This is a genomic window from Moorena sp. SIO4A1 (assembly GCF_010672065.1).
Lineage (GTDB): Bacteria > Cyanobacteriota > Cyanobacteriia > Cyanobacteriales > Coleofasciculaceae > Moorena.
In genome coordinates this window covers 90,594-116,163 of record NZ_JAAHHX010000011.1, presented here as the reverse complement: position 1 = coordinate 116,163, position 25,570 = coordinate 90,594, and the positions used below count along the sequence as shown (strand labels likewise).

General features: G+C 44.4%; 20 protein-coding genes. 8 read left to right on the top strand and 12 right to left on the bottom strand.

The window, feature by feature from the left end; translation table 11 throughout:
• Positions 1-54 precede the first annotated feature (54 nt).
• The 3 genes from zwf to F6K53_RS11390 all read right to left on the bottom strand — a co-directional run bounded on the left by zwf (position 55) and on the right by F6K53_RS11390 (position 3,329).
• Positions 55-1,584, bottom strand: a complete 1,530-nt coding sequence (gene zwf / locus F6K53_RS11400) for a glucose-6-phosphate dehydrogenase (protein ID WP_293017377.1) — start codon at positions 1,582-1,584, stop codon at positions 55-57.
• A gap of 220 nt (positions 1,585-1,804) precedes the next feature.
• Positions 1,805-2,959, bottom strand: coding sequence for a transaldolase (tal, locus tag F6K53_RS11395; protein WP_293017376.1), 1,155 nt, complete (start codon positions 2,957-2,959; stop codon positions 1,805-1,807).
• A 43-nt stretch (positions 2,960-3,002) separates the two neighbouring features.
• The gene (locus tag F6K53_RS11390) at positions 3,003-3,329 is read right to left on the bottom strand and encodes a hypothetical protein (RefSeq protein ID WP_293080778.1); all 327 of its coding nucleotides are present in this window, start codon (positions 3,327-3,329) and stop codon (positions 3,003-3,005) included.
• 16 nt (positions 3,330-3,345) lie between these two features.
• Between F6K53_RS11390 and F6K53_RS11385 the strand changes: the two genes are divergently transcribed.
• A complete protein-coding gene (locus F6K53_RS11385) occupies positions 3,346-3,471 on the top strand; it encodes a hypothetical protein (protein WP_293038000.1) in 126 nt (41 codons plus the stop codon).
• 112 nt (positions 3,472-3,583) lie between these two features.
• On the opposite strand, the gene fbp is transcribed toward F6K53_RS11385, so the two are convergent.
• On the bottom strand, positions 3,584-4,678 hold the full coding sequence (fbp, locus tag F6K53_RS11380) for a class 1 fructose-bisphosphatase (RefSeq protein ID WP_293017374.1): 1,095 nt from the start codon (positions 4,676-4,678) through the stop codon (positions 3,584-3,586).
• A 244-nt stretch (positions 4,679-4,922) separates the two neighbouring features.
• On the opposite strand from fbp, the gene F6K53_RS11375 reads away from it, so the two are divergent.
• Positions 4,923-6,005 (top strand): ATP-dependent 6-phosphofructokinase, encoded by a 1,083-nt coding sequence (locus tag F6K53_RS11375; protein WP_293017373.1) that lies wholly within the window; start codon positions 4,923-4,925, stop codon positions 6,003-6,005.
• A 543-nt stretch (positions 6,006-6,548) separates the two neighbouring features.
• Here the strand turns inward: F6K53_RS11375 and F6K53_RS11370 are convergent.
• Both F6K53_RS11370 and F6K53_RS11365 read right to left on the bottom strand, forming a co-directional pair.
• Complete coding sequence (locus F6K53_RS11370) at positions 6,549-6,827, bottom strand: RNA-binding protein (protein ID WP_075902801.1); 279 nt, start codon at positions 6,825-6,827, stop codon at positions 6,549-6,551.
• 327 nt (positions 6,828-7,154) lie between these two features.
• Positions 7,155-7,373, bottom strand: coding sequence for a hypothetical protein (locus F6K53_RS11365; protein ID WP_293017579.1), 219 nt, complete (start codon positions 7,371-7,373; stop codon positions 7,155-7,157).
• Between the two features lie 167 nt (positions 7,374-7,540).
• Between F6K53_RS11365 and F6K53_RS11360 the strand changes: the two genes are divergently transcribed.
• Positions 7,541-8,125, top strand: a complete 585-nt coding sequence (locus tag F6K53_RS11360) for an Npun_F5749 family FMN-dependent PPOX-type flavoprotein (protein ID WP_293017372.1) — start codon at positions 7,541-7,543, stop codon at positions 8,123-8,125.
• 39 nt (positions 8,126-8,164) lie between these two features.
• Here the strand turns inward: F6K53_RS11360 and cysE are convergent, their stop codons facing one another.
• Both cysE and F6K53_RS11350 read right to left on the bottom strand, forming a co-directional pair.
• Positions 8,165-8,965: a serine O-acetyltransferase gene (cysE, locus tag F6K53_RS11355; RefSeq protein WP_293017371.1), complete on the bottom strand. Its 801-nt coding sequence runs from the start codon at positions 8,963-8,965 to the stop codon at positions 8,165-8,167.
• A gap of 56 nt (positions 8,966-9,021) precedes the next feature.
• On the bottom strand, positions 9,022-9,435 hold the full coding sequence (locus F6K53_RS11350; protein ID WP_293068918.1) for a hypothetical protein: 414 nt from the start codon (positions 9,433-9,435) through the stop codon (positions 9,022-9,024).
• A gap of 597 nt (positions 9,436-10,032) precedes the next feature.
• Between F6K53_RS11350 and F6K53_RS11345 the strand changes: the two genes are divergently transcribed.
• On the top strand, positions 10,033-10,392 hold the full coding sequence (locus F6K53_RS11345) for a rhodanese-like domain-containing protein (RefSeq protein ID WP_293068915.1): 360 nt from the start codon (positions 10,033-10,035) through the stop codon (positions 10,390-10,392).
• Positions 10,393-10,809: 417 nt separating this feature from the next.
• A complete protein-coding gene (hrcA, locus tag F6K53_RS11340) occupies positions 10,810-11,901 on the top strand; it encodes a heat-inducible transcriptional repressor HrcA (RefSeq protein WP_293080775.1) in 1,092 nt (363 codons plus the stop codon).
• Positions 11,902-11,930: 29 nt separating this feature from the next.
• Here hrcA and F6K53_RS11335 read toward each other — a convergent pair whose 3' ends face one another.
• The 3 genes from F6K53_RS11335 to F6K53_RS11325 form a co-directional block, all read right to left on the bottom strand.
• Entirely contained in the window at positions 11,931-13,658 is a 1,728-nt protein-coding gene (locus F6K53_RS11335) for a hypothetical protein (protein WP_293080772.1), read from the bottom strand.
• Between the two features lie 90 nt (positions 13,659-13,748).
• Positions 13,749-14,099, bottom strand: coding sequence for a hypothetical protein (locus F6K53_RS11330; protein ID WP_293080769.1), 351 nt, complete (start codon positions 14,097-14,099; stop codon positions 13,749-13,751).
• A 19-nt stretch (positions 14,100-14,118) separates the two neighbouring features.
• Entirely contained in the window at positions 14,119-17,991 is a 3,873-nt protein-coding gene (locus F6K53_RS11325) for a CHAT domain-containing tetratricopeptide repeat protein (RefSeq protein WP_293080766.1), read from the bottom strand.
• A 444-nt stretch (positions 17,992-18,435) separates the two neighbouring features.
• Here F6K53_RS11325 and F6K53_RS11320 point away from each other — a divergent pair, with 444 nt between their 5' ends.
• Together F6K53_RS11320 and F6K53_RS11315 are read left to right on the top strand one after the other, a co-directional pair.
• Positions 18,436-18,894: a DUF29 domain-containing protein gene (locus F6K53_RS11320; RefSeq protein WP_293080763.1), complete on the top strand. Its 459-nt coding sequence runs from the start codon at positions 18,436-18,438 to the stop codon at positions 18,892-18,894.
• A gap of 281 nt (positions 18,895-19,175) precedes the next feature.
• Positions 19,176-20,353, top strand: a protein-coding gene (locus F6K53_RS11315; protein ID WP_293080760.1) for an IS630 family transposase whose coding sequence is annotated in 2 segments (ribosomal slippage) — positions 19,176-19,617 and positions 19,617-20,353 — 1,179 coding nt in all. Because the reading frame shifts where the segments join, the coding sequence is not laid out codon by codon here.
• 34 nt (positions 20,354-20,387) lie between these two features.
• Here the strand turns inward: F6K53_RS11315 and carB are convergent.
• Positions 20,388-23,630, bottom strand: coding sequence for a carbamoyl-phosphate synthase large subunit (carB, locus tag F6K53_RS11310; protein WP_293080757.1), 3,243 nt, complete (start codon positions 23,628-23,630; stop codon positions 20,388-20,390).
• Between the two features lie 594 nt (positions 23,631-24,224).
• On the opposite strand from carB, the gene F6K53_RS11305 reads away from it, so the two are divergent.
• Positions 24,225-25,532: a transposase gene (locus F6K53_RS11305; protein WP_293019068.1), complete on the top strand. Its 1,308-nt coding sequence runs from the start codon at positions 24,225-24,227 to the stop codon at positions 25,530-25,532.
• Positions 25,533-25,570: the final 38 nt, after the last annotated feature.

Genomic DNA, 25,570 nt, shown 5'->3' with positions numbered 1-25,570 from the left:
TTTTTTGTCAATGGTCAATGGTCAGTAGTCAGTAGTCAGTAGTCACTAACTAACTTAAAGTCTGCGCCAACGACGCCCATCTCGATTAATGAGGTTTTCAGCTTCCTTCGGTTCCCAAGTTCCTGCTTCATACTGAGGTATCGATGCTGGGTCAGCCGGACCATCCCAAGCTGCTAAGGCTGGTGTCACTACCCGCCAGGCTTCTTCCACTTCATCAGCACGGGTAAACAAGGTTTGATCCCCTAACATACAGTCAAGTAACAGTCGATTATACGCATCAGCGGTTGCCACACCAAAGGAAGAACCGTAGCTAAAGTCCATATCTACGGTGCGGGTGCGCAAATCTGGTCCTGGCCGTTTCGCCTCAAAACGCAGAGAAATTCCCTCATTGGGCTGCAAGCGCAGAGTTAAGACATTGGGGCTAGTCTGCTGAGCCGCAGATTTAAAAATCATTAGGGGAACTTTACGAAACTGAATGGAGATCTCACTGACCTTCTTCGGCAGTCGTTTACCCGTGCGCAGGTAAAAGGGAACTCCTTGCCAGCGCCAGTTATCAATCAGTAGCTTTAGGGCGACATAGGTGGGGGTAGTGGAATTGGGGTCAACCCCTTTCTCTTCCCGATACCCAGGCACTTGTTTGCCTTTCATCCAACCTGCTGCATACTGACCCCGCACTGCTGAATTTTCTAGATTATGAATATCTGCCAGGTGAGTAGCTTGAATCACCTTGACCTTTTCAGTACGGATACTGTCAGCGTCCAGAGCATTGGGAGCTTCCATGGCCGTTAGGCAAAATAGCTGCATCAAATGGTTCTGCACCATATCCCGCAGTGCGCCGGATTTGTCGTAGTAACCTGCCCGTTCCTCTACCCCTACCGATTCGCCTACGGTAATTTGGATATGGTCAACAAACTGGCGATTCCAAAGGGGCTCAAATATAGCATTACCAAAACGGAACACTAACAGATTCTGAACGGTTTCTTTGCCGAGATAGTGGTCAATGCGGTAAATTTGCTCTTCCTTGCAAACTTTTTGTACCACCCGGTTCAGAGATTGAGCTGAACTTAAATCCTTTCCGAAGGGTTTTTCAATTACCAAGCGCTGCTTGACTGGGTCACTCAACATTCCCGCTGCCCCCAATTGCTGGATGGCTTCTGTGAAGAATCTGGGAGCTACCGCTAAATAAAATACCCGGTTTCCCCGTGTTCCCCGTTTACCATCGAGTTCTGCCAAGAAGGCTTTCAGCTTCTGGTAACTTTCGGCTTTATCCATGTCACCGGAACAGTAAAACAGGCCATCGGCAAAGTCTTGCCACAACTCCTCCGATTGAATCCCGTCGGAAAATTCCTCAATTCCCTCCCGCATTTGTTCCCGGAAGTAGTCATGAGTCCAATCTCGACGGGCAACACCAACTATGGTAATTTCTGGTGGTAGACGTCGTTCTCGTTTAAGCTGGTAAAGTGCTGGTACGAGCTTGCGTTTAGTCAAATCTCCGGACGCGCCATAAATCACCATAATCAATGGTTCTGGCGTGCGCTCCTGTTGCAAGCCCACTCTTAAGGGATTTTCTAGCAGAGTAACCATCTTTGCCTATTGAAGGTGATCAGGGTGTTCGCGTAGCGTGGCCTTTTGGCCAAGGTTATCAGGTTAAAGGTTAAAGGTTAAAGGTTGTTGTTACCCAGGTGTTCGTTTTAGGGTAGGCTGAAGGGTGACGGTTAACACTTTAAATTAGCTTTCTATCGAAGCCATTTTGTCAACCGACAACCTTCAACCTAAATTAACTGGCAACCTTCAACGTCTTCTATTACACCGTAGCCAATAGTTTGACTTTGCTTTCTAAAGATGATATTAAGGAATCAAAGGGCTTAACAAATTTAACGATCCCTTCCTCAAGTAATTCATCCATAACTTCGCTGAGATTGATATTGACATCAGGATCGTTAAGAGAGTTTATGGTTTGGTAAGCTTCTTCAACACCTGTCTCAATCCGACTTTCTGGGGAACAGTGATCGGCACAAGCTTCGATGGTATTGGGAGGCAGGGTGTTGACAGTATTCGGTCCAATAAGTTCATCGACATACATCACATCGCTGTAGGCAGGGTTTTTGGTACTGGTGCTTGCCCACAATAACCGTTGTACCTGTGCACCTTTTGCTGATAGAGCTTTCCAGCGATCGCTTTGGATAATTTCTTTGTACTTCTGGTAGGCAACTTTAGCGTTAGCGATCGCAACTTTGCCTTCGATTCCCTTTAGCTTCTCTGTCACATTGGGGTCATCGCTCGCCGCACTTTTTTCCTCCAATTTGGCATCCACTTTGGTATCAATGCGGCTGAGGAAGAAACTAGCTACAGAAGCAATCTTGCTAATATCTTTCCCTTCTGCGGCTCGTTTTTCCAAACCCCGGATATAAGCCCAGAATGTCTCAACGTAGCTTTCTACAGAGAAGAGCAAGGTGACATTAACGTTGATGCCTTCACTGATAGCTTGCTCTACTGCGGGTAACCCTTCTGGGGTACCGGGAATCTTAATCATCACGTTTTCCCTACCAATAGCTTCGTAATAGCGTTGGGCTTCGGAAATCGTGCTTTGAGTATCTTTGGCGATAGTGGGTGGGACTTCAATGCTGACGTAACCATCTAACCCATTGGTTTGGTCGTAGACAGGTTTGAAGATATCACAAGCATTAGAAATGTCTTCAAATACCAGGGTTTCGTAAATTTCCATCACCGACTTCTCGGCACGAATACCGGCTTCGATATCGGTATCGTAGATGGCATTGCCTGCGATCGCTTTTTCAAAAATTGCTGGGTTGGAGGTTATCCCACAAATTCCCCGGGTTTTAATCAGTTCTTTTAGTTCTCCAGACTCAATCAGCGTGCGGCTGAGATTATCCATCCAGATACTCTGACCATAATTTTTTTCAATCTGAAAAATCGGATTCTCGGCTGTCGTTGTCATTGCTTAGCTCCTTATGTGTTATTTGTCAAGGGTTTAAGGTTGTTCACCTTTCGGGTTCGGTGTAGGGTTGGTTGGTTGAAGGTTGAAGGTTGGTTGGTTGAAGGTTGGTTGGTTGAAGGTTGGTTGGTTGAAGGTTGGTTGGTTGAAGGTTGGGTGGTTGAAGGTTGGGTGGTTGAAGGTTGATTGGTTGAAGGTTGGTTGATTGGTTGTTCGCCTTGGGGTTCGGTGTAGGGTTAGTTGGTTGGTTGAAAGTTATTGGCTTGACTATTGGCTTGACGGTTGGTTGGAGTTCGGCGAAGCTTTTCTCAAAGATTAGCCGTGGCCTTACCCCAAAGGAAAAACCGAAGGGTAGGGAGGTATTCATTGCCACCTTCAACCGGTTAACCTTGGCCTTTGGCCACGCGATCGCTCGATTGCGGGACTTCGTCCATCGCGTTCAACCGGTTAACCTTGGCCTTTGGCCACGCGATCGCTCGATTGCGGGACTTCGTCCATCGCGTTCAACCTGTTAACCTTGGCCAAAAGGCCACGCGTGCGCGTTCAACCGCTTAACCTTGGCCAAAAGGCCACGCGTGCGCGTTCAACCAGTTAACCTTCAACCTTCAACCTTCAACCTTCAACCAGTTAACCTTCAACCGGTTCACCCTGATCTACGTGCCCTGCCACTTCCAACTTTTCTTGCGCCTGCCTTGCCTTTTCCTCGATGAAGGACTTGACCAAAGCTACATCCTCTTTGCTGCCAATAATTAATGGAGTACGAGCATGGAGGGTTGTTGGCACAGTGTCCAAAATGTCTTCGGTACCTGTACTGGCAGCGCCTCCGGCTTGTTCTATCAAAAAGGCTAGGGGAGAAGATTCGTATAGTAGACGCAACTTCCCTTCTGGTTTTTTCACAGTACCGGGATAAAGGAATACACCGCCCTGATACAAGATGCGGTGAAAATCTCCCACTAATGCCCCACCATAGCGAGCGGTATAGCCTTCATGGCGATGGACATAGCGAACATAGTCCCGTATGGATTCTTCCCACTGCCAGAAGTTGCCTTCATTGGTGCTATACACTGGGCCATGTTCTGGCACCTGAATGTTTTCCTTCGACAGGATAAACTCTCCCAAGGTTGGATCGAGAGTGAAGGCATGAACACCCGTGCCGATGGAATACACCAGCATTGTGCTAGGACCATAGAGAACGTAGCCAGCAGCAATTTGCTTATGCCCGTTTTGGAGAAGATCACGGGCTTCCCCGTCTAGATCCTCTCCTTCTTGCTTACGAATCGAAAAAATCGAACCAACATTCAAGTTCGTGTCGATATTGGAGGAACCATCAATGGGGTCATACAGCAGAGTGTAACGTCCAATTGGGCAATTCTCCGGGATATAGTAGGGTTTTTCCATTTCCTCGGAGGCCAAGCGACAGACGAGACCACTTTGCTTAAATACCGAGATGAAAACATCATTGGCATAGAGATCCATCCTTTTGACAGATTCACCCTGCACATTGACTTCACCGGTGAATCCTAACACCCCTTCCATCAAACCAGCTCGGCTCATGCGTTGAGCAATTAGCTTGGCAGCTAGGGCGATGCGATTCATGAGGGCACTTAGGTCTTGTGCCTCCATCGAAAAACTTTGGAGTTGCTCGAAAACGTGACGGGATAACGTTTTACAATCCCGATCCAGGGCTCTTTCTTGAGTTCTAGGTTCAGCTCCCTCTGCCATAATTTTTGTCCTCCCTAGGTCTTAGGGCACTTGGTTTGTCAGAGATGTTGGTGTTCGCAAGAGTACCGATTGGCCCAGTGCCTAGTCCTCTTCACTTTCTATCTTAGGGAGGCATTTTTGATGATGCTTAATAACTTTAGAAGAAATACAGAAATCAAATCTTCACACCATTTTTCTTGTCTTGGAGCCTATACCTGAGGTCAAATTGATCTGAACATAAGCATTGCAACCTTAAACGGAGATTATGGGAGAAACTAAACGCATTGGCATTCTCACCAGTGGTGGAGATTGTGCTGGTCTCAATGCGGTGATTCGAGCTGTGACTCACCGAGCTGTGGCTACTTACAACTGGGAGGTGCTTGGCATCTGTCGGGCTACTCAGGGGTTGATGCAAAATCCGCCTCAAGCGATTAACCTAACTTTGGACAAGGTTGATCGGATCTTGACTATGGGTGGTACAATGCTTGGCACTACTAACAAAGGCGACCCCTTTGCTTTTCCGATGCCAGATGGTACGCTATGCGATCGCAGCAGTGATATTGCTGATGGCTATCACCAACTGGGACTAGACGCTCTAATTGGTATTGGAGGTGATGGCAGTTTGGCTATTTTGCGCAAACTTGCCCAACAAGGGGGGATGAAATTGGTAGGTATACCGAAGACTATCGATAATGACGTTGCCATTACCGAGCGCTCCATTGGGTTTGACACTGCCGTTAACATTGCCACCGAAGCTCTAGATCGCTTACATTTCACAGCGGCTAGCCATGACCGGGTGATGATTTTGGAAGTGATGGGGCGTGATGCTGGTCACATTGCTATCAGTGCTGGCATTGCAGGAGGGGCTGACGTTATTCTGATTCCAGAAATTCCTTATACCCTTGACAATGTCTGCCATAAAATTAAGCAACTTCAGGAGCAAGGGCGAAACTTCTGTTTAATCGTTGTTTCCGAGGCGGTTCGCACTGCAAGCGGTGAGGTGCTTCAGAGTAATGTGGGGTTTGGTGAATGTCGATTAGGTGGCATTGGCCAATATCTAGCCCAAGAGATTTGTAATTCGATTGGAGCGGAAACGCGAGTTACAGTTCTTGGACACACCCAGCGGGGTGCCACTCCTTCACCCCTTGATCGCTTAATTGCCTCAGCCTTCGGTGTGGCAGCAGTTGACTTAATCGCCAATGAACGATATGACCAGATGGTTACATGGCAATATCGCCAGGTTGTAAGTGTACCGATTGAGGAAACGATTAAGCATTATCAAGCTGTGAATCCGAACGGAACTCTGGTAAGAACCGCTAGAGGATTAGGTATTTGTCTAGGAGATTAGACAGTTTTAATATCATGAACTTTTTAAGTACATGAATCTTGTTGACTGTTGACTGTTAGTGGTCAACGGTCAACGGTCAACGGTCAAATTGAGAACTCGTGAAGTACCCCCACCTCGCGTACCAGGTGGGAGTGTCCGTCTTGATTACAAGGGCTTATCCCTCGCGACAGGCGGCATTCTCGCGCCTGCTTCCAGGACTTTTGCTGGACTGTTCCCCCAAGTCGTTTCCGCTATGGGGCCATGTTTATAATCTCTCACCTAGAGTCTGACGTATATAAACCGACTACACAGGATTTACAGGTTTGATTTCCCTTTCGTTGAGAGGTCGTGCCTCCAGGTTATTCAGAATCTTGTTCTGCCCTTTGCCGTACCGCTCAACATAAACCTAGTTATAGCACAGAATTTGTCGTTTCTTGACCGGATTGACCGGACAGAAGGCGTAAGACATGTGCGCCCCTAACCCCCACCTGAACGTTCGCGCAGCGTGGCGATAGCCAGGTGGGGGAATACGTCGCTCAATCTTGTTCAACAGCTGATTACCAACTACCAGGAATTGCGCCGTGGAGCGTTACTACGATTTTCCCGAGGTCTGGCTTTATTGACCCTGATTCTACGTCCCATCCACTCAGCACCATCCAACTGAGATATAGCTGAGTCTTCTTGATCTGATTCTGTCATTTCCACAAAGGCAAACCCGCGCATTTTGCCGGTTTCACGGTCTGTGGGCATAACAACTCGTTTAACGGTGCCGTAGTCTCCAAAAACTGTTTTTAAGTCGTCTTCGGTGGCTTGATAGGACAGGTTTCCGACGTAAATGGTCATGTCGATCGATGAGGCAGAACATAGAACTAAAGTTCAGAGGCACAGAAGAACGGAGTACAACGTATTTTGGTTGCTCACGGTCATATCTGAGGAACCAGTGGTAAATTTCGACAGTGGGCAACCACCTCAGGGGGGGGAAGCAATATCAAAATTTTACCCTAGTAATCCCTGAACTTGTGAATACCGTTTCATGATAGCTCACTTACGGGATTATCAGTGGTTGTCTAGTTGACACTATTTAATAATTCATCAAAAAAATGTTTTAGGGTGGTGCTTAAGCACCAATTATACCCCAAACACCCACGCTAAATAGAGTTGAATTAGCTCTTAATCAATGGAAATCGACTGCGGACCATTATTTTTATCATTTTCGCTTCTGTTATGACCATCTTTGTCTGCTTCAGAGCCAGTTTGAGCCTCTAGCCAACTTTTGAGAGGATCATCTGAGAGATTCAGGCGGAACACTCCTGAAAAAAATCCGCCCAAAAAAGCTACAGGCTGCTGAGTAAATTCTTCAAAAATTGGTGTCAGTTCATTGAGGAACATGAGTTGCTCTCCTGGTGCTGGTTGTGCTGCCAATAGTTGTATGAGTGATTAGATTGGGATTCTAATTGGGATTCTAACGTTTTGTCAGCCAACTTGCGACTTGGTTCCATCCTGAGCTTGAAACTACCCTACATTTGCGCTATTTTCTGGGCTATGTCTCAAAAAAAATGCCTATTGCTCTTTGGCGATCGCCCCTAGCTCGCGCACTCCATCACAATCGGAGCCTAGCTTATGCCCGTTACTTTCAACTTGCAACCGTTGACCCCAAGGGCTATCCGGCTAACCGCACCGTAGTTTTTCGAGGTTTTTTGGACAATTCCAACCAACTCAAAGTTATTACCGATACCCGTAGCCAGAAAATTCACGACATTAATCATCATCCCTGGGGAGAAGTTTGTTGGTACTTTCCTAACACTCGCGAACAATTTCGTTTAGCAGGCCAGTTGACCCTGATCACTGCTGATTATGCCGACGAAGGACTTCAACAAGTCCGCCAAGAGACTTGGCAAAATCTTTCTGATGCAGCTCGTTTACAATTTGCTTGGCCTGACCCTGGTGTTGCCAGAGTAGCAGATAAACAAGCCTTTTCCCCACCGCCACCTGCCCTAGATCAGCCTTTGCCAAATTTTTGCCTATTATTGATCGAACCAGTCAAGGTGGATCACCTAGCGTTGCAGGGTTTCCCCCAAAACCGATGGCTTTACTACCAAGACAGTTCTGGGGAGTGGTTTCAAAAAGCTGTTAATCCTTAGCTTCGGCTGTTTGGCTGTGCCAGTAAGAGTTTTATGCTCTTAAGAATCCCCCGCTATAATCTTCGATTTAGCGGTGGGAGTATCAAAACTATCTAAAAACTGCCGAATTTCTTTATCCTGGAGATCACAACATGGGGCATTAGCCCCCTTCTCTGGAGCATCTGGTGTTGAAGAGTGATCAGACATCATTGATGCCATTGAAGATTTTTGCTGAGCTAACTCTTGCAGCTGTTGTTCGAGAGACTCAATCCGGTCTACTAACGCTCGAATTACCTTGGCTTCTGAGTCAGGCAAGCTACCATGTTCAAGGGGATTGACTCGCACACCGGAACGATAGACAATCCGACCTGGAATACCGACGACAGTACAATCGGAAGGAACATCTCGCAAGACCACTGAGCCAGCACCAATGCGCACATTATTACCAATTTGGATATTCCCTAGCACCTTAGCACCAGCTCCCAGCACTACATTTTCTCCTAGAGTAGGGTGGCGCTTGCCACTTTCCTTTCCTGTACCGCCGAGGGTAACACCTTGATAGATTAGACAGTAGTCTCCCACAATGGCGGTTTCTCCAATCACCACACCCATACCATGGTCGATAAATACACCATGACCAATTTTGGCACCCGGATGAATTTCAATACCTGTAACAAATCGGGATAACTGACTCAGCAGTCGAGGAATGAATGGAATCCCAATCACATGTAACCAGTGACAGCAGCGATGGAACAGCAGAGCCTGTAGACCAGGGTAGCAGAACAAAACTTCCAGCCAGTTCTGAGCAGCTGGGTCACGCTCAAAGATAATACGGAAGTCAGCAATCAGGGCAGATAGCACTAGGGGTCACCAGAATTAATACTTGAACAGATTACTAACTAGTTTACCGTTTTTAGTTACTCAACAGCTGTCAGGGTGTAATCCCACCTTTGTCCTCCCTCAAAGGAACCTACCCAGATTTGGTATGTCCCAGCTGGCCAATTTTGTGCGGTTATGCTGGCATCTTTTTTTGAACCTGTATCATCCCCACAAAGGATCTGATTGTTGGGAAACTGAATTAGTAAAGTGGTATCCTTTCCCCCTGTGTTGACCCCTATAGTTAAATTATGGAAATCTGTCTCCAAAACCATCAGGTGATCTGGAGTAGGGTCTCCAAAACCGATACAGGGATCATTGTTGCGATCGCTATTCGCAATCGATGACAACGAGTAAGCACCACCGGTGTGACCACTGACCTGTCCTTGACTTGGGGAAAAACCAGGTGATAAGTTTAAAGAAGCAAAATTCGCTGTCTGAGATAAAACTGGCATAGAACAGAGGGCTACTATTAAAGCTATGACTCCTCTAACACCTTGTCGTACCATTGTCAAAACCCTCCTAAGACTAGTTGTTACTATTTCCTCCCTATTTGAGTACGAGTAAACTATAAAAAATTACAGTACTTACTTAGATTTTCCTATAAACCTCTGTTGTTTGATAGGAATACCTGTGACACTCTGCTATCTGCCACATTAATTATTTATTTATAGCTTTGGTATTAATTTATTCTTTACCAATTAGCTATCAGCTATCAGCTTAAGCGCTACTTGAGGTGCTACTTGAGGTGCTATCAGCCAACGCCTGAATACTTAGATGGGCAAATGACCAAACTTTCAATTCTGTAAAATCTCGAACTATTAAATTATTGTGTTCGATGTTTATTTTAAGCATGATAGCTGACGACTTAAAGCTGATGTTAATGCTGATCGTAACTCCTTTAAATATTGGTACATATTAATCAGCGACCATAGCTGCTCAGCCCATCACCTGATCATTATCTTTAGGGCGAATCAATGAAATTGGGATGACTAGAGGTAAAATAAAGGTCAAAACTAAGAAAACAAGCGCGTTACAGCTATTTCCGTCCTATGGTCGCTCAATCGTTTGATCAACCTCTTCTTGAAATCAGTGTTGAACAACTGGCAAGGCAGATGGCAGATTCCCCGGAGCAGTTACAGCTTATTGATGTCCGAGAACGGCAAGAAGTTGCGATCGCTTCTATAGAAGGGTTTGAAATTCTGCCTTTGAGTGAATTTGCTCAGTGGTCTGGGGAAATCTCTACTCGCTTTGACCCCGCAGTCGAAACCATGGTCATGTGCCATCATGGTATGCGCTCGGCTCAGATGTGTCAGTGGTTAATCAGTCAGGGGTTCACGAATGTCAAGAATGTAGCTGGGGGTATTGACGCTTACTCAATCATAGTTGATGATAGCATTCCTCGTTACTAATTGCAGGTCACTGCTAACTACTGCTATGAGTAGATTCTGCTATCTTAGAACAAATGTTCTTACAGCAAATATTATTAGAGAAAATGTATTAATAACCAACTTAATCCTTGGGTGAGCAGAAGCTGCCATAGCTATGGATAAATGCCAGATACTTCCAACTTTCACCAAAACCAACCCTGATTTTTGGTGATTGATTGGGATATCTAATTATCAGCCCTACTGTTTTGGACTAAAGACTGCTTAACTCAAGCCAGCTTTTAGGCAAAATTCTATGTCTTAATTCAGTCGCTCATGGGGGAAACCCCCAAAACCGCGCTGCATCGCTTCCTAGTTATTATGTTTTATCACCTTAATGGTAACTCCTCCCTCTAATTTAGACTTTTTTCCCTTTAAAATGAAGTTCAGCTTTGGTTCAAAATGTCTCGCCAACAACTAAGTTTAACAAGTCGGCAACAACATATTCTCTGGGCGACTATTCGTCACTATATTGCCACGGCGGAACCGGTTGGTTCTAAAGCCTTGGTTCAAGAATATGACCTGAGTGTTAGTCCAGCGACGATTCGTTCTTGCATGAGTATGTTGGAAAAAGTTGGACTACTATATCAACCCCATACCTCTGCAGGTAGGGTTCCTTCTGATTCAGGTTATCGAACCTATGTTGACCAGCTGATTCAACCGTCAGAAACCTTGAGTCAGTATGTTGAGAATTTATTGGCAGAGAAGTTGAACTGGGAGGAAGCTAAGTTTGAGGTATTGCTACGGAATGCTGCTCAAATTCTGGCAACGGTTAGTGGATATATTGCTTTAATTACTTTCCCTGACAATCGCACTACTCGCCTGCGCCATCTACAGTTGATGCACCTAGAGCTAGGGCAGGTGATGTTGATTATAGTTACCGATAGTTATGAAACTCAGTCGGTATTGATGAATCTGCCCCAGTCAGAGGATGATAGGACGGTTGATGAGTCGATTGTGGAGCGGGAGTTAAAAATATTATCTAACTTTTTGAATAGTAAGCTGCGCGGAAGAACTCTCAGGGAATTGGAGAAATTAGATTGGGGTGAATTAGACCGAGAATTTGTCCGCTATGCGGATTTTTTCAGCAATTTATTAGCTGAGTTGACCCGCCGCACTGTAGTCCCTAAGTCCAGCCCGATTATGATTCGTGGCATCTCAGAGGTGTTGCGTCAACCAGAATTTTCGGAAATAGACCAGACTCTAGACTTGCTGCATCTGTTGGAAGAGGAACAGGAGCAACTGTGGTCAGTAATCTTTAAAGTACCGGAAGAGTTTGAAGTTAACTCTCGTGTGAATATTAGGATTGGTGCGGAGAATTCCTTGGAACCGATGCGTGGCTGTACTTTGGTATCTGCTAACTATCAGCAAGACCAAGTGCCGGTGGGAAGTGTGGGAATTATTGGACCAACTCGCATGATTTATGAAAATGCGATCGCATTAGTGGAAGCAGCGGCAGATTATCTAACGGAAGCCTTGAGTCAACCAGCGTAAAGTAACCTCTTCCCTACTCCCTTTGCAGATCATTTTGACCCCCGATGGATAATTCGATCCACAATAAAAGCAGCGATCGCACCAACTCCAACACCAATCAAAACATGAAATAGCACAAACACGAAACTGTAACTCAAACAAGGGTAGAGTCCATCTTTAGGGCAATCTAAGGATCCCTTCGGGTCTAGTTTGGTCAGGATCACTTCTAGAGGTTGTTTAGCGTCGCTTTGGGAAGAAATACCACTGACCGCTAGGCCAGTACCGACGAAGGTAATCCAAAGTTGTAGTCTTTTCTCCTGTTTCTCAGCTTGTTTGTCTCGGGCTCGATCAGCCTCCTCTTTATCTCTGAGGGCTTGTTCCAAAGCGCGATCGCGTTCTGCTTGTTCAATTTCCACAATACCTCTGATTGAGGAAATCGCTTTGTCTAACAGTGCGGAGCTATGGGCAAAATAGCTTAAGTTTATTTGAATTTGTTCTTGATAAGTAGGGCTGATTTTATGCTCAAATACTGACAAAAAGCTTAAATCTTCGTCATTGGGTAATTTTTCTTGAATTTGTTGAAGCTTTTCGGAATAATTGTGAGCATTAATCTTGATTGTCAAGCTATAGCTTTCTAACTGTCTCAGCCAGTCTGAATAGTTCAAGTCTAGCTTCGGCAGTATTCTCAGCTTATGCTTAAAGTCCAACAGTTCCGCTTCAGATAATACAGCAACTTTCGCCCCCCTAGCCCCCCAATTTTGGGGGGAATTATTCGCCCCCCTAGCCCCCCAATTTTGGGGGGAACTTGAGTTAAAGTCCCCCAGAATTGGGGGATTTAGGGGGCTTGCAGCTCTCGGTAGTGAGGTCAATTCATCTGGCTGTAAGCTCTGATTATCTTTAATTTGAGCCGTTTCATTGATTATTTTTTTAATCTCTTGATATTGTTGTTTAACATCACTATACACCTCCCGGCTGATTTGATAAGCTCGAATGACTTTCTGGCGATAAAAAAATAAATCAATAAAGTATTGATAAAACAAGCTAAAGTTTTCGTCAGCTCGGGCACCATAGTTGCCATTAACGTCTTCTCCTAAAAATAGCCAAACAAAAATTTGGCCATAGTCTTGAGATTTATCAGGAATGCCATATTCAAAAATCGGACTATCAAATAATTGACCTTCTTGATACAGCGCTGGACAGTTATCCTTATCCTTTTCCCCCAGAAAATTCTGGACACACTGATCAGCTATCTCTTTCCATACATGGGAATCTTGCTGCTGCTTCTGGGGTAGCCAAGCAGTTAGTAACAGAATTTGTCCTAGGGAACTGTTAATGTTACTGTTAATTTTACTGGGAAGAAAGCACTGGTCTGGATTAAAATCCTTGAATATAGTCAGGTCTACGTCTTCGGTTTTCTGATTATTCTCAACTTCAGGAATACGAATATTCAAACCGAGAGCATAACTATCATAGATCTGGAGTGGACAAGCTTGACCAGTAATCCTTATTCCTTTGCCATTATTGACAGGTAACTTACCCTCCAAGGGTAAGAGAATATTATCCTTGGTGGCTCCTTTTAGTAAAGCAATGCGGGAACCTTCTGCAACCTCTCTCAGGTCTAGCTTCTCTTGAATTTGGAATTTAGCACAAATCTGATCGTACTTGTGCCAAAGCAGTTCGCTGTTATAATCCGTGTCTGGTTGGGAATCACTACTAGATTTATTTCTAAGATGGAAGGCAAAGAGATGAATATTAGGTGCGTAGATTTTATGAGTCATTGTTTGAGATTTTTTTAGCTATTCAGCCGTTAGCCATCAGCCGTCAGCCGTCAGCTATCAGCTATCAGCTGATAGCTCAATGCTTACCCTTTATTGCTGACTATGCTCTTGATCCTGTTGATTAGTTTTAGCTTTAATAACTTCTTTGTTGGTTTGTCGCAGTTCAAATAAGTTTTCAAGAATACTTGCTTCGGAATTAGGCGGAAGATCGGGCGAACGCTTTAATTCCTTATTATCACCAAATAGGCTTATAATAGTATCTCTGACTTGTTTATGGGTTTTGAACCATTTTTTGAGGATATTAACTAATTCTGTTTCCTCTATTTTAGTGTCTAAAGCTGCTAAAACTTGGTCTAAGCTTTGCAAGTCTTCAAGTTCAAACTTTTCAAATTGAGTTTTTATTATTTGCGGAAAAACTTGGATAATTTTTTCAATTTTCATTTTTTTTATGTTTATCTCACTAAAGATAGTATTGTCCAATGGCGCAGTAAGCCGCCCAATGAAAAGGAGAATCAAATGGGGTTTCTTCATTGTCAAATAAATCGAAGTATTCCTCCACTTCTTCCTTAAAGTTATTAGCCAATTCCAACTCTTGAGTTAACTGTTCAGCCCAATCTAGCAATTCCTCTACAGTGGCATCCCGCAGCCAGAGTTGCGCTTGGTTAAGGGCAACTGCTAAGGACATTGGCTTTAGCAGATTCTGATAAAATTTAATCATCAACAACGCTGTAGACACCTGGTTGACAGTCCAAAGGCTACTAACTACTGCTGGACTACCCGCAACTAGGAAACCACTGGGTAAACCAATGTATTCGTCACTGATTTTGGTGTAATCAATCAATCCTGTTTCGCAAGCAGAAAGAGTGACAAGGCCACATTGTTCTAATTTCTGTTCTAATTTCAGGGCAAAGATAGCATCTAAGGTGAGGCATTTGTCTAAGTCAATTACTTCATTGTCATCCAAAGGTAGATATTGTTCTGGATTGAGTTCAGCTGGTGCAGGGCTGAGGCGTGCATCTGCCAAAATCAGAGCCGATTTACCTGGTTCTTCGTAGTTAAAGTAACCATGACAGCTAAAATGGACACAGTGGAATGTGTTGAGAGGTTTGCTATCTATGGCGGCTTTGGTGGCAGCGTTTTCCACAAGGACATCTGTATCCGCTGCATTGAAGTAGTTTTTGATTACTTCTACTTCGATGTTAGCGTAACTTAAGTCACCCGTGGGGTTTTGAACAGCAAACATATGGGTAAAGTCAAAACGTTTTCTGGTTTGAGCAAGTTGCAGTAGTTGACAGCTAGGGGCGTAACTTACCCCTGCTGGAAAGCGATTCATCAGAATTTTAGATGTAGCTTCTCCCTGCTTACTGTTAATCGGTAAAGCATGAAGGGGAAACAAATGTAAAAACTGATGGGGGATTAAAATTAATCTGTCGCACCTTTCGGGAATCTGCTCAATAATGTCATCAATAGAAATAATTTCTGCCAGTGAATGTAGGCGGTTACTAAGGTCGTTTTGCCAATCATATTTTTTTGTATTGTAGTCTCGCCAATATCGATTTGCCCAATTTAACAATTCCTCGAAGTCTTGTGACTCAGATTGCCAAACTATTGGCTGTTCAGTTTGGCGGGTGAAGATGAAAGTGAGCAGCTTATTGCGTGTAATGTAAAATTGTACAATAGCAGTGTGGTCATCCAAATTTTTATTATGAAATTTATCAAAGTTAAAGCTAGAACCGATAGGTAAATATTGGTCTTGTAAATCATTGCGCTGCTGTCGCAATTGTTGAAGACGTTGTGCCAGGACGGTTGGATTTTCAGCTTTGCCCTGTTGGATTTGATATTGACCTGCTGCTATTTCATCCCTGTATTGTTCTAGTTTAGTAACAACATCTACAGGAAAGATAGTTTTCAGGTCACCGCTGATAATCTTTTCAACTAAATTCTGGGTTTTGCTCCGTTCAACATATTCAATCGCTTCTGTGCTCTTATTTGATTTTAGGCAAGTTTCTACAATGCCTCGATAGCTTCGGTTGTATTGTTCAGCTAGTTTGGTCTTGTCTTCTTCTACTCCAGAACCAGAATTAATTTCATCTCGCAGGAATTCTACTGTTTTAATGGCAGCATCAAAAGCCTTGTAAGCTTCCGGAAAATTTTGAGCATCTTGGTAAGCAAAACCAAGATTATTGTTAGTATCTAGATACTTTTGGGGAAATGCCTCAAAGGTAAAAACTCTAAGAGCCTGTTGTAAACAAGCGATGGCATCTTCTATATTCTGAGCTTTCTCCCCTTCGATGCGGTCACGGTAAGCATTTCCGATATTATTTTGTGTCGATGCCCACTCAATAGGAAATGCCTCAAAGGTATAAACTCTAAGAGCCTGTTGTAAACAAGCGATGGCATCTTCTATCTTCTGAACTTTCTCCCCTTCGATGCGGTCACGGTAAGCATTTCCGATATTATTTTGTGTCGATGCCCACTCAATAGGAAATGCCTCAAAGGTATAAACTCTAAGAGCCTTTTGTAAACAAGCGATGGCTTCTTCAATATTCTGTGGTTTCTCCCCTTCGATGCGGTCACCGTAAGCAATACCGATATTATTTTGTGTCCTTGCCCACTCAATAGGAAATGCCTCAAAGGTATAAACTCTAAGAGCCTGTTGATAACAAGCGATCGCTTCTTCAATATTCTGTGCTTTCTCCCGTTTTATTTGGTCACCGTAAGCATTTCCGATATTATTTTGTGTCCTTGCCCAATCATAAGGAAATGCCTCAAAGGTATAAACTCTAAGAGCCTGTTTGTAACAAGCGATCGCTTCTTCAATATTCTGTGCTTTCTCCCCTTTGATTCGGTCAATGTAAGCAATACCGAGATTATTTTGTGTCGTTGCCCACTCAATAGGAAATGACTCAAAGGTATAAACTCTAAGAGCCTGTTTGTAACAAGCGATCGCTTCTTCAATATTCTGTGCTTTCTCCCCTTCGATGCGGTCACCGTAAGCAATACCGAGATTATTTTGTGTCCTTGCCCAATCATAAGAAAATGCCTCAAAGGTATAAACTCTAAGAGCCTGTTGATAACAAGCGATCGCTTCTTCAATATTCTGAGCTTTCTCCCCTTTGATGCGGTTACCGTAAGCAGCACCGATATTATTTTGTGTCGTTGCCCACTCAATAGGAAAAGCGTCACGGGTGTAAACTCTAAGAGCCTGTTGGTAACAAGCGATCGCTTCTTCAATATTCTGAGCTTTCTCCCCTTTTATTCGGTCACGGTAAGTATTTCCGAGATTATTTTGTGTCGATGCCCACTCAATAGGAAATGCCTCAAAGGTATAAACTCTAAGAGCCTGTTGATAACAAGCGATCGATTCTTCAATATTCTGAGCTTTCTCCCCTTTGATGCGGTTACCGTAAGCAGCACCGATATTATTTTGTGTCATTGCCCAATCATAAGGAAATGCCTCAAAGGTTCTGAATCTAAGAGCCTGTTGATAACAAGCGATCGCTTCTTCAATATTCTGAGCTTTCTCCCCTTTGATTCGGTTAACGTAAGCATTTCCGATATTATTTTTTGTCCTTGCCCAATCATAAGGAAATGCCTCAAATGTTCTGAATCTAAGAGCCTGTTTGTAACAAGCTATGGCATCTTCAATATTCTGAGCTTTCTCCCCTTTGATGCGGTCACGGTAAGCATTTCCGATATTATTTTGTGTCGTTGCCCACTCAATAGGAAATGCCTCAAAGGTAAAAACTCTAAGAGCCTGTTGATAACAAGCGATCGCTTCTTCAATATTCTGAGCTTTCTCCCCTTTGATTCGGTTAACGTAAGCATTTCCGATATTATTTTGTGTCGTTGCCCAATCATAAGGAAATGCCTCAAAGGTATAAACTCTAAGAGCCTGTTGGAAACAAGCTATGGCATCTTCAATATTCTGAGCTTTCTCCCCTTCGATGCGGTCACGGTAAGCATTTCCGATATTATTTTGTGTCGTTGCCCAAGCTTTTGGAAAAGCGTCGCGGTTGAAAACAGTTAATACGACTTCATAGCCAGTGATTGCAATTTCCATAGTGCTGGCTTTGTCACCCAAGGGGAATTGCTGAATTAGATTGCTAAAATTGCCAATATCTGCTGCTAAGTATTTCGTATAATCTGCTTCCAATTCCGCCAGCTTACTTGTTGCCCAATCCCGCAATACTTCTGCTAATCTACCATTAAGTTTGTCTGTATTGTCTGCCAGTAATGGGTAAACTACCTGGGCGTCACCATTACTGTCTGCGGTTGCTTGTAGAACCTCTAATAGAAAGTCAAGTTGGGCATCAGATGTATTGTCAGCCATTCCCATCAACTGCTCTTCAATATTTATTGAAATATTATAGCGTTTCTTAAGAAGTCAGAAGTTAGAAGTCAGAAGTTAGAAGTCAGAAGTCAGAAGTCAGAAGTCAGAAGTGGGTAGTGCTGTATTAATATCTAACATACGAGTACCCATTAACCGCAAACCAGTACTAGTTTTTCGCAAACCAGTACTCGTTTCTCACATACCAGTACTAGTTTCTCACATATTAGTACTATTTTATCAGTAACTAGTACTTGTTGCTAATGCACTAGTACTTGTGTATTAAAAAATGGTACTAATTTGTTCTTAACAAGTACCATTTTCTCACATGGTAAGAGGGAATAGGTAAGAGGCAAGAGGCAATAGGCAATAGGCAATAGGCAAGAGATAATAAACTATATAGGTATTTAGATTAATGTAAAAAACTGTAATAATTTTTTAAATTGTATGGATAAACCTTCCCTATACGAGCAAGACTTTTATGCTTGGACTCAGCAGCAGGCCCAAGCACTGAAGCACAAGCAATTTTCTAAGCTTGATTGGCAGCATCTGGAGGAAGAAATTCAAGCTTTGGGAAGACAGGAATATCGGGAATTGGTAAGTCGCCTTTGCGTTCTGCTTGGTCATCTGCTGAAGTGGCAGTATCAACCAGAGAATCGTAGCCGCAGTTGGTTTTTGAGTATTAGAGAGCAACGTCGGGCAATTAAACGGCATTTACGGCAAAACCCCAGCTTAAAGTCTCGCCGGTCGGAAGCAATGATGGATGGCTATGAAGCAGGTGTTGATTTGGCTTTGCGAGAAACTAATTTACCAATACGAACGTTTCCAGAAGCTTGTCTTTATTCCTTTGATGAGATTATTGAGGATACTTTTTTGTGTGATACTAGCCAAGATTGGGAAAATTAGTGGGACTTACCAAGTTAAACCAAAAATCAAGGGTTTCAGCTATAGGGAACAGGGAACAGGGAACAGGGAACAGGGAACAGGGAACAGGGAACAGGGAACAGAAGGTTTCAGGAGAATGGTAGTGGTAAAGATGTAGTCCAAACCCTGGCGGTGCGTTACGGGACGGGCTATCCTAACACTGGCTACCGAGAAAATTAGGCCGAGCCCGTCCCTAACACACCCTACTGGACTGGCACAGCTAAAATAGTGCAATAGAAGGATCATTATTTGAGGTCAAAAAAATGGGAAGAGGTCGTAGAGATAAAGTGCTGCTGACAATCGAACAAAGACGAAGACTAGAAAACATCAGTCGCAATGGCTATGCTCCTGCCAAGAAAATCCTCCACGCTAGGGTTCTTCTGATGTGTGACGAAGGAGAACAAGCGATAGATACATGGACAGATGAAGGGATAGCCAAAGCTTTAAATCTACATCGAAATACCGTAGGGCGTATCAGAAAAAGATATCTGACCCAAGGAGAAGAACCAGCACTCAATAGAAGGTTAAGAAAGAAACCACCAACTCCGCCAAAAATAGATGGCGCGACAGAAGCCCAAATCATTGCCATGTGTTGTTCAGACCCTCCAGAAGGAAGAGCAGATTGGACGATTAGACTACTGACATCGGAACTGAAAAAGCGAAGAGTAGTCACAGAAATCTCTCGTGAAACGGTACGTCGCACTTTAAAAAAAACCAGCTACGTCCTTGGAAAGTAAAACGTTTCTGTATTCCTGAACGAGATTTGGCCAGATTTGTCGCCCAGATGGAAGTAATTTTAGACCTTTACTGTTCTGAGCATTGTCGAGATCAGCCATTGATTTGTATGGATGAAGCATCAGTCCAACTCCTAGATCATCTCTATAAACCGATTAAAATGCAACCTGGTCAAGACCAGAAAGAAGATTATCACTATACTCGTGAAGGGACACAAGCCCTGTTTATGTTTTTTGACCCTAATGCTGGATGGCGGCGAGTTAGCAATCGAGACCATCGGTCTCGTGTAGACTGGGCGGAAGAAATTCGCCAATTACTGGATGTTGACTATCCCCATGCTAGTAAAGTCAAATTAGTCTGCGATAATCTCAATACTCATAATATTGCTTCTCTTTATGAAGCTTTCCCGGCTGATGAAGCTCATCGTCTTGCCAGACGACTAGAAATTTATCATACTCCTCGTAATGGCAGTTGGTTAAATGTAGCAGAGATTGAACTAAGCATTTTAACCAAACAATGTTTAGCCCGCAGGATTTCTAGTCCTGAAAAATTGGAAAAGAAGTTAAAAGCTTGGGAACAAGAGCGAAACAAAACAGCCAGTCAAGTAATTTGGCATTTTTCAACCCCGGATGCCAGAGTCAAACTTAAACACCTTTATCCAGTGTTTGAAGATGAAGAGATGGCAGATTATAATGCACCAAATTAGCTGTGCCAGTCCACTACGGCTGTGAGAGCAAAACCTAATTCGTGATATAATCCTGTAGAGCTTTAACTCCCAGTGGTTGCGACTGTAGTGAACGAATTGCTGCTGCTGTTGCTTTAGCACTAGCAATTGTAGTTACAATCGGAATCTTATACCCTAATGCTGTTCGGCGAATTAACCGCCCATCGGCATAGGCATCTTCTCCAGAAGGGGTATTAATAATTAGCTGAATCTTTTGATTCTTAATCCAATCCAAGACATGGGGACGTCCTTCATGGAGTTTTAACACCAACTCTACATCCAGTCCATGCTCTTGCAGCACCTTGCGAGTGCCATCCGTTGCCACTAGCTCGAAACCCAACTCGATTAAGTCTTTCGCCACTGGTACTACATTTTGCTTGTCTCGGTGATTTGTAGAAACGAACACTGTGCCAGACAGGGGTAAACGCTGACCAGCTGCTAATTCTGCTTTGGCAAATGCCTTGCCAAAATCTGTGTCAATCCCCATTACTTCCCCAGTAGAACGCATTTCCGGTCCGAGGAGGGTGTCTGTACCAGGAAATTTCTCAAAGGGCAATACCGCTTCTTTGACTGCAATGTGCTTAGGGCTAGCTTCTTCAGTTAACCCAAGGGATTCCAAGGTTTCACCGGACATAACCCGAGATGCTAACCCCGCCAGGGGTACCCCTGTTGCCTTGGAGACATAGGGAACTGTTCGGGATGCTCTGGGATTGGCTTCGAGTATGTAAACGGTTTCCCCTTGCACCGCAAATTGAATATTCATCAACCCCACCACCTTCAGGGCTTTTGCCAGCTGATAAGTCCAAGTGCGAATAGTTTCCAAAGCAACGGGTGTTAGAGAGGTGTGGGGTAAAGAACAAGCAGAGTCTCCGGAGTGAATCCCCGCCTGTTCGATGTGTTCCATGATGCCACCAATCACTACCCGACCAGTCTCATCTGCGATCGCATCCACATCTACCTCTACTGCATTCTCCAAAAACTTATCAATCAGAATCGGATGCTCTGGTTCCACCTGCACCGCAAACTTCATGTAGCGTTTCAAATCCTCATCGGAATACACAATTTCCATAGCCCGTCCCCCCAACACATAAGACGGACGCACCACCACTGGATAACTAATCCGTTTCGCCACTTCTAGTGCTTCCCCATAACTGCGAGCAGTTCCATTGGGTGGCTGCTTAATATCTAACTTCCGCAAAATCTTCTCAAACCGCTCCCGATCCTCAGCTACGTCGATTGAGTCGGGAGAAGTTCCCCAAATTTGCGTTACCAGTTGTTGCTTGCCAACCTTTAAGGCTTCTTGCAACGGCACTGCTAACTTAAGCGGTGTCTGTCCCCCAAATTGAACAATAATCCCTTCCGGATTTTCCGCCTCAATAATATTGAGTACATCCTCTTTGGTCAGGGGCTCAAAATATAAGCGATCGCTTGTATCATAATCTGTAGAAACTGTCTCTGGGTTGGAGTTGACCATGATTGTCTCAAACCCCTGCTTACTCAGAGCATAAGATGCATGACAACAGCAATAGTCAAACTCAATTCCCTGACCAATCCGGTTTGGTCCCCCACCTAAAATCATCACCTTCCGCCGATCCGAAGGTATCACTTCCGACTCTTCCTCATAAGTGGAGTAATAATAAGGTGTAAATGCCTCAAACTCTGCGGCACAGGTATCTACTAGCTTATATGCTGGTACTACTCCTAGATGCTTACGGTATTCACGCACCTCATCTTCCGAAGTCTTGGTAGCAAAAGCAATTTGGCGATCGCTAAATCCCTGACGTTTGACTGCCCATAACTGCTCTTTGTTCAAGGTCTGCAATGGGTTACGTTTGAGGAATTTTGACGTTTCCAGCAACTCCGCCAATTTATCCAAAAACCAGGGGTCAATTCCTGTGAGTTCCTGTACTTCTTCTAGGGTCATCCCTAGCATCAAACCATGACCCACCGTGAAGATACGTTCTGGATTCGGGGTTCGTAAACCATAGCGCACTTGTTCGAGAGATGGCAGCTTCTCTTTGCGATCGCATCCCCACCCAAAGCGTCCAGTTTCCAGGGAGCGCAACGCTTTCTGAAACGATTCGAGAAAGGTCCGTCCAATCGCCATCGCTTCTCCCACTGACTTCATCTGAGTAGTCAGGATTGGTTTACTACCGGGAAACTTCTCAAAGGCAAACCGGGGTACCTTAGTTACCACATAGTCAATAGTTGGTTCAAAGGAAGCAGGAGTTTGTTTAGTAATATCGTTGGGAATTTCATCGAGGGTATACCCCACGGCTAATTTAGCCGCAAACTTAGCAATCGGGAACCCTGTTGCTTTCGAGGCTAGGGCAGAACTACGAGAAACCCGAGGATTCATCTCAATGATAATGACCTGGCCATTGATGGGATTGACAGCAAACTGAATATTTGACCCTCCGGTTTCAACCCCAATCTCCCGAATAATTTTAATCGAGTAATCCCGCAACCGTTGGTATTCCTTATCTGTCAGGGTTTGAGCAGGAGCAACAGTAATCGAGTCCCCAGTATGAATCCCCATCGGGTCAACATTTTCAATGGAACAGATAATCACTACATTATCTGCCAAATCTCGCATCACCTCTAACTCATACTCCTTCCAGCCCAACAAAGACTTTTCCACCAAGATTTGAGACACTGGCGAAGCATCCAAACCCCCCTGAGCCATTGTTTCGTATTCTTCTTTGTTATAGGCAATGCCACCACCACTACCCCCCAGGGTAAAAGCCGGGCGAATAATCAGCGGGTAAGAGCCGATTTCTTGTGCGATCGCTTTAGCCTCTTTGAGATTATTCGCAATTCCCGAAGGACAGACCCCTACCCCAATTCTTTCCATTGCTTCCTTGAACAACTGGCGGTCTTCAGCCTTTTCTATCGCCTCTAGCTTTGCCCCAATTAGCTCCACTCCATGCTTTTCCAACACCCCATTCTTAGCTAGGTCAACCGCAATATTCAGAGCCGTCTGACCCCCCATGGTTGGCAGTAAAGCACATGGTTGCTCTTTTTCGATCACCTTCTCGACGATTTCTGGAGTTAGGGGCTCGATGTAGGTACGGTCAGCCGTTTCCGGGTCAGTCATGATACTAGCTGGATTAGAGTTTACCAGTACCACTTCATAGCCTTCTTCCCGGAGTGCCTTACAAGCCTGAGTCCCGGAATAGTCAAATTCACAGGCTTGTCCAATCACAATCGGACCAGAACCAAGGAGCAAGATTTTGTGAATATCATCGCGGCGGGGCATAGTGGTTGCTCTGTGGTGACATAAACGTTATTAGATCCTGACTATTATATGCTTGCTTGCCAAATTATTCCCTAGTTATTTATCCAGCTTTTACAAAGCATCTAGCTTTTACCCAACAAACCTGATTTGTTTACCGTTGAGCGTTGACCGTTGACAGTCAACGGTTAAGTTAACCATTTCCAGTAAAGCTGTCAAACTAGAGGTAGCGATTTTGCCTGTGAGTGCTATGACCCTTGCCAACTTAAACGGGCAAGGGGTCTCCCGTTATAATCTCCGATTTAACGGGTTAGAAGTTACCGTAAGACAGGCTCGCCTTATTTCATATAACTTAAACTTATGACTCACAGACTGTCGCGCCTATCGCTCAACGTAATCAGGTTTCGTCTCCGGTGAATTGCCCGACAGCGTCTTGAAGTTCTCAACAGATTGGCCTCTGGCCACGCTTTCGGCAGAGCCGACGCTGCGCGAACGCTTCATCGCGTTCGCGAAGCGTGGCCAAAGGCCTCAGCTTCCGCTAAAAGCGATTGGCCTCTGGCCACGCTTTCGGCAGAGCCGACGCTGCGCGAACGCGATCGTAAGTGGTACAATAGCACAGTGATATTAACCTACTGCTACAGAATCAAGCCTAGTGACGAACAGATAGCCACGATGGATAGATGGCTAGAACTGTTGCGCCGTCACTGGAACTATGCTCTAGGGCAAAGGCTTGATTGGCTCAACAGGACTCGTTCACCAGTTGATAGATGTAGCTTACTTTATGAGCCGATTGGTGAAATTCCTCACCCGGTCAACTACTACACCCAGCAATCTGCTCTCAAGGAAACTAAGCGGTTGTTCCCTGAGTACAAACAAATTTACGCAGAGACGCAACAGGTTAACCTACAGCGGCTTAACAAAGCCTGGGAGAAATGGCGAAAACCAGACGCCAGTGGTAAGCGTGGTGGAAGACCTCGCTTCAAAAAGCCCGGAGATCTCCGGTCATTTGTATTCCCCAGGGTTAACAATACCAAAGCGGGAGCGCACCTAGTTGACGGTGTTTTAAAACTAAGTCGAATTGGGTCAATACCTGTGGTAATGCATCGGCCATTACCTGTTAGCGAAGCTTGCCCGAAGGGCGTGGGTTTTGTACTCAAGCAATGCACTATCGTCAAAAAAGCTGATGGTTGGTATTGTTGTATTTCGATGAAAGATGATACCGTACCTGAACTGCTACCTGTAGATTCAGTCAATTCTGCCGTTGGTATTGATGTTGGCCTGGAGAAATTCTTGACGACATCTGACGGCGAAGCAGTGCCTATCCCGCAGTTTTACAGAAAAGCTCAGGACAAACTTGCTCAAGCTCAAAAAGTAATGTCGCGCCGTATCAAGGGTTCTAAAAACTGGAAAAAAGCTAAACATAAAGTAGCTTTGATGCACCTTCATTTAAGCCGTTGCCGAAAAGAATTTCATTATCAGGTTGCTCATTGGCTGTGCAGTAAGTATGACTTAATTGCTCACGAAAATTTAAATATCAAAGGACTCGCTAGAACTAATTTAGCAAAATCAATACATGATGCGGCCTGGGGAGCATTCTTGGAAATATTGCAAGCAGTGGCGGTTAAACGCGGTTTGTTAGTTCAGGAAGTTAACCCACGTGGCACAAGTATCGAGTGTTTTAGTTGTGGTTCTAGGGTCGAAAAAACTTTAAGTGAGCGCATTCATTATTGTTCTAGTTGTAAAGTTAAAATTGACCGCGACTGGAACAGTGGTATCAACATTTTAAATCGTGGACTATTGGCGGTTGGACTGCCGCTTAATGGCTGTGGTAAATCGGTACAGGATATCGTTCGCGTAGCGGAGGCATCCGCCGAGGAGCAGCAAGTCTCATTCGTGAGGTTGAGAAGCCCACATCATAATCTTTGATTTGATGTGGGAGTAGTCACGAATTCAGAAGCCACTGT

What these genes read in the sequence shown, in the direction of transcription:
- zwf (WP_293017377.1), bottom strand. Translation starts at nt 1,584, where the DNA reads ATGGTTACTCTGCTAGAAAATCCCTTAAGAGTGGGCTTGCAACAGGAG.
- tal (WP_293017376.1), bottom strand. Translation starts at nt 2,959, where the DNA reads ATGACAACGACAGCCGAGAATCCGATTTTTCAGATTGAAAAAAATTAT.
- fbp (WP_293017374.1), bottom strand. Translation starts at nt 4,678, where the DNA reads ATGGCAGAGGGAGCTGAACCTAGAACTCAAGAAAGAGCCCTGGATCGG.
- F6K53_RS11375 (WP_293017373.1), top strand. Translation starts at nt 4,923, where the DNA reads ATGGGAGAAACTAAACGCATTGGCATTCTCACCAGTGGTGGAGATTGT.
- F6K53_RS11370 (WP_075902801.1), bottom strand. Translation starts at nt 6,827, where the DNA reads ATGACCATTTACGTCGGAAACCTGTCCTATCAAGCCACCGAAGACGAC.
- F6K53_RS11365 (WP_293017579.1), bottom strand. Translation starts at nt 7,373, where the DNA reads ATGTTCCTCAATGAACTGACACCAATTTTTGAAGAATTTACTCAGCAG.
- F6K53_RS11360 (WP_293017372.1), top strand. Translation starts at nt 7,541, where the DNA reads ATGCCTATTGCTCTTTGGCGATCGCCCCTAGCTCGCGCACTCCATCAC.
- F6K53_RS11350 (WP_293068918.1), bottom strand. Translation starts at nt 9,435, where the DNA reads ATGCCAGTTTTATCTCAGACAGCGAATTTTGCTTCTTTAAACTTATCA.
- F6K53_RS11345 (WP_293068915.1), top strand. Translation starts at nt 10,033, where the DNA reads ATGGTCGCTCAATCGTTTGATCAACCTCTTCTTGAAATCAGTGTTGAA.
- hrcA (WP_293080775.1), top strand. Translation starts at nt 10,810, where the DNA reads ATGTCTCGCCAACAACTAAGTTTAACAAGTCGGCAACAACATATTCTC.
- F6K53_RS11335 (WP_293080772.1), bottom strand. Translation starts at nt 13,658, where the DNA reads ATGACTCATAAAATCTACGCACCTAATATTCATCTCTTTGCCTTCCAT.
- F6K53_RS11330 (WP_293080769.1), bottom strand. Translation starts at nt 14,099, where the DNA reads ATGAAAATTGAAAAAATTATCCAAGTTTTTCCGCAAATAATAAAAACT.
- F6K53_RS11325 (WP_293080766.1), bottom strand. Translation starts at nt 17,991, where the DNA reads ATGGCTGACAATACATCTGATGCCCAACTTGACTTTCTATTAGAGGTT.
- F6K53_RS11320 (WP_293080763.1), top strand. Translation starts at nt 18,436, where the DNA reads ATGGATAAACCTTCCCTATACGAGCAAGACTTTTATGCTTGGACTCAG.
- carB (WP_293080757.1), bottom strand. Translation starts at nt 23,630, where the DNA reads ATGCCCCGCCGCGATGATATTCACAAAATCTTGCTCCTTGGTTCTGGT.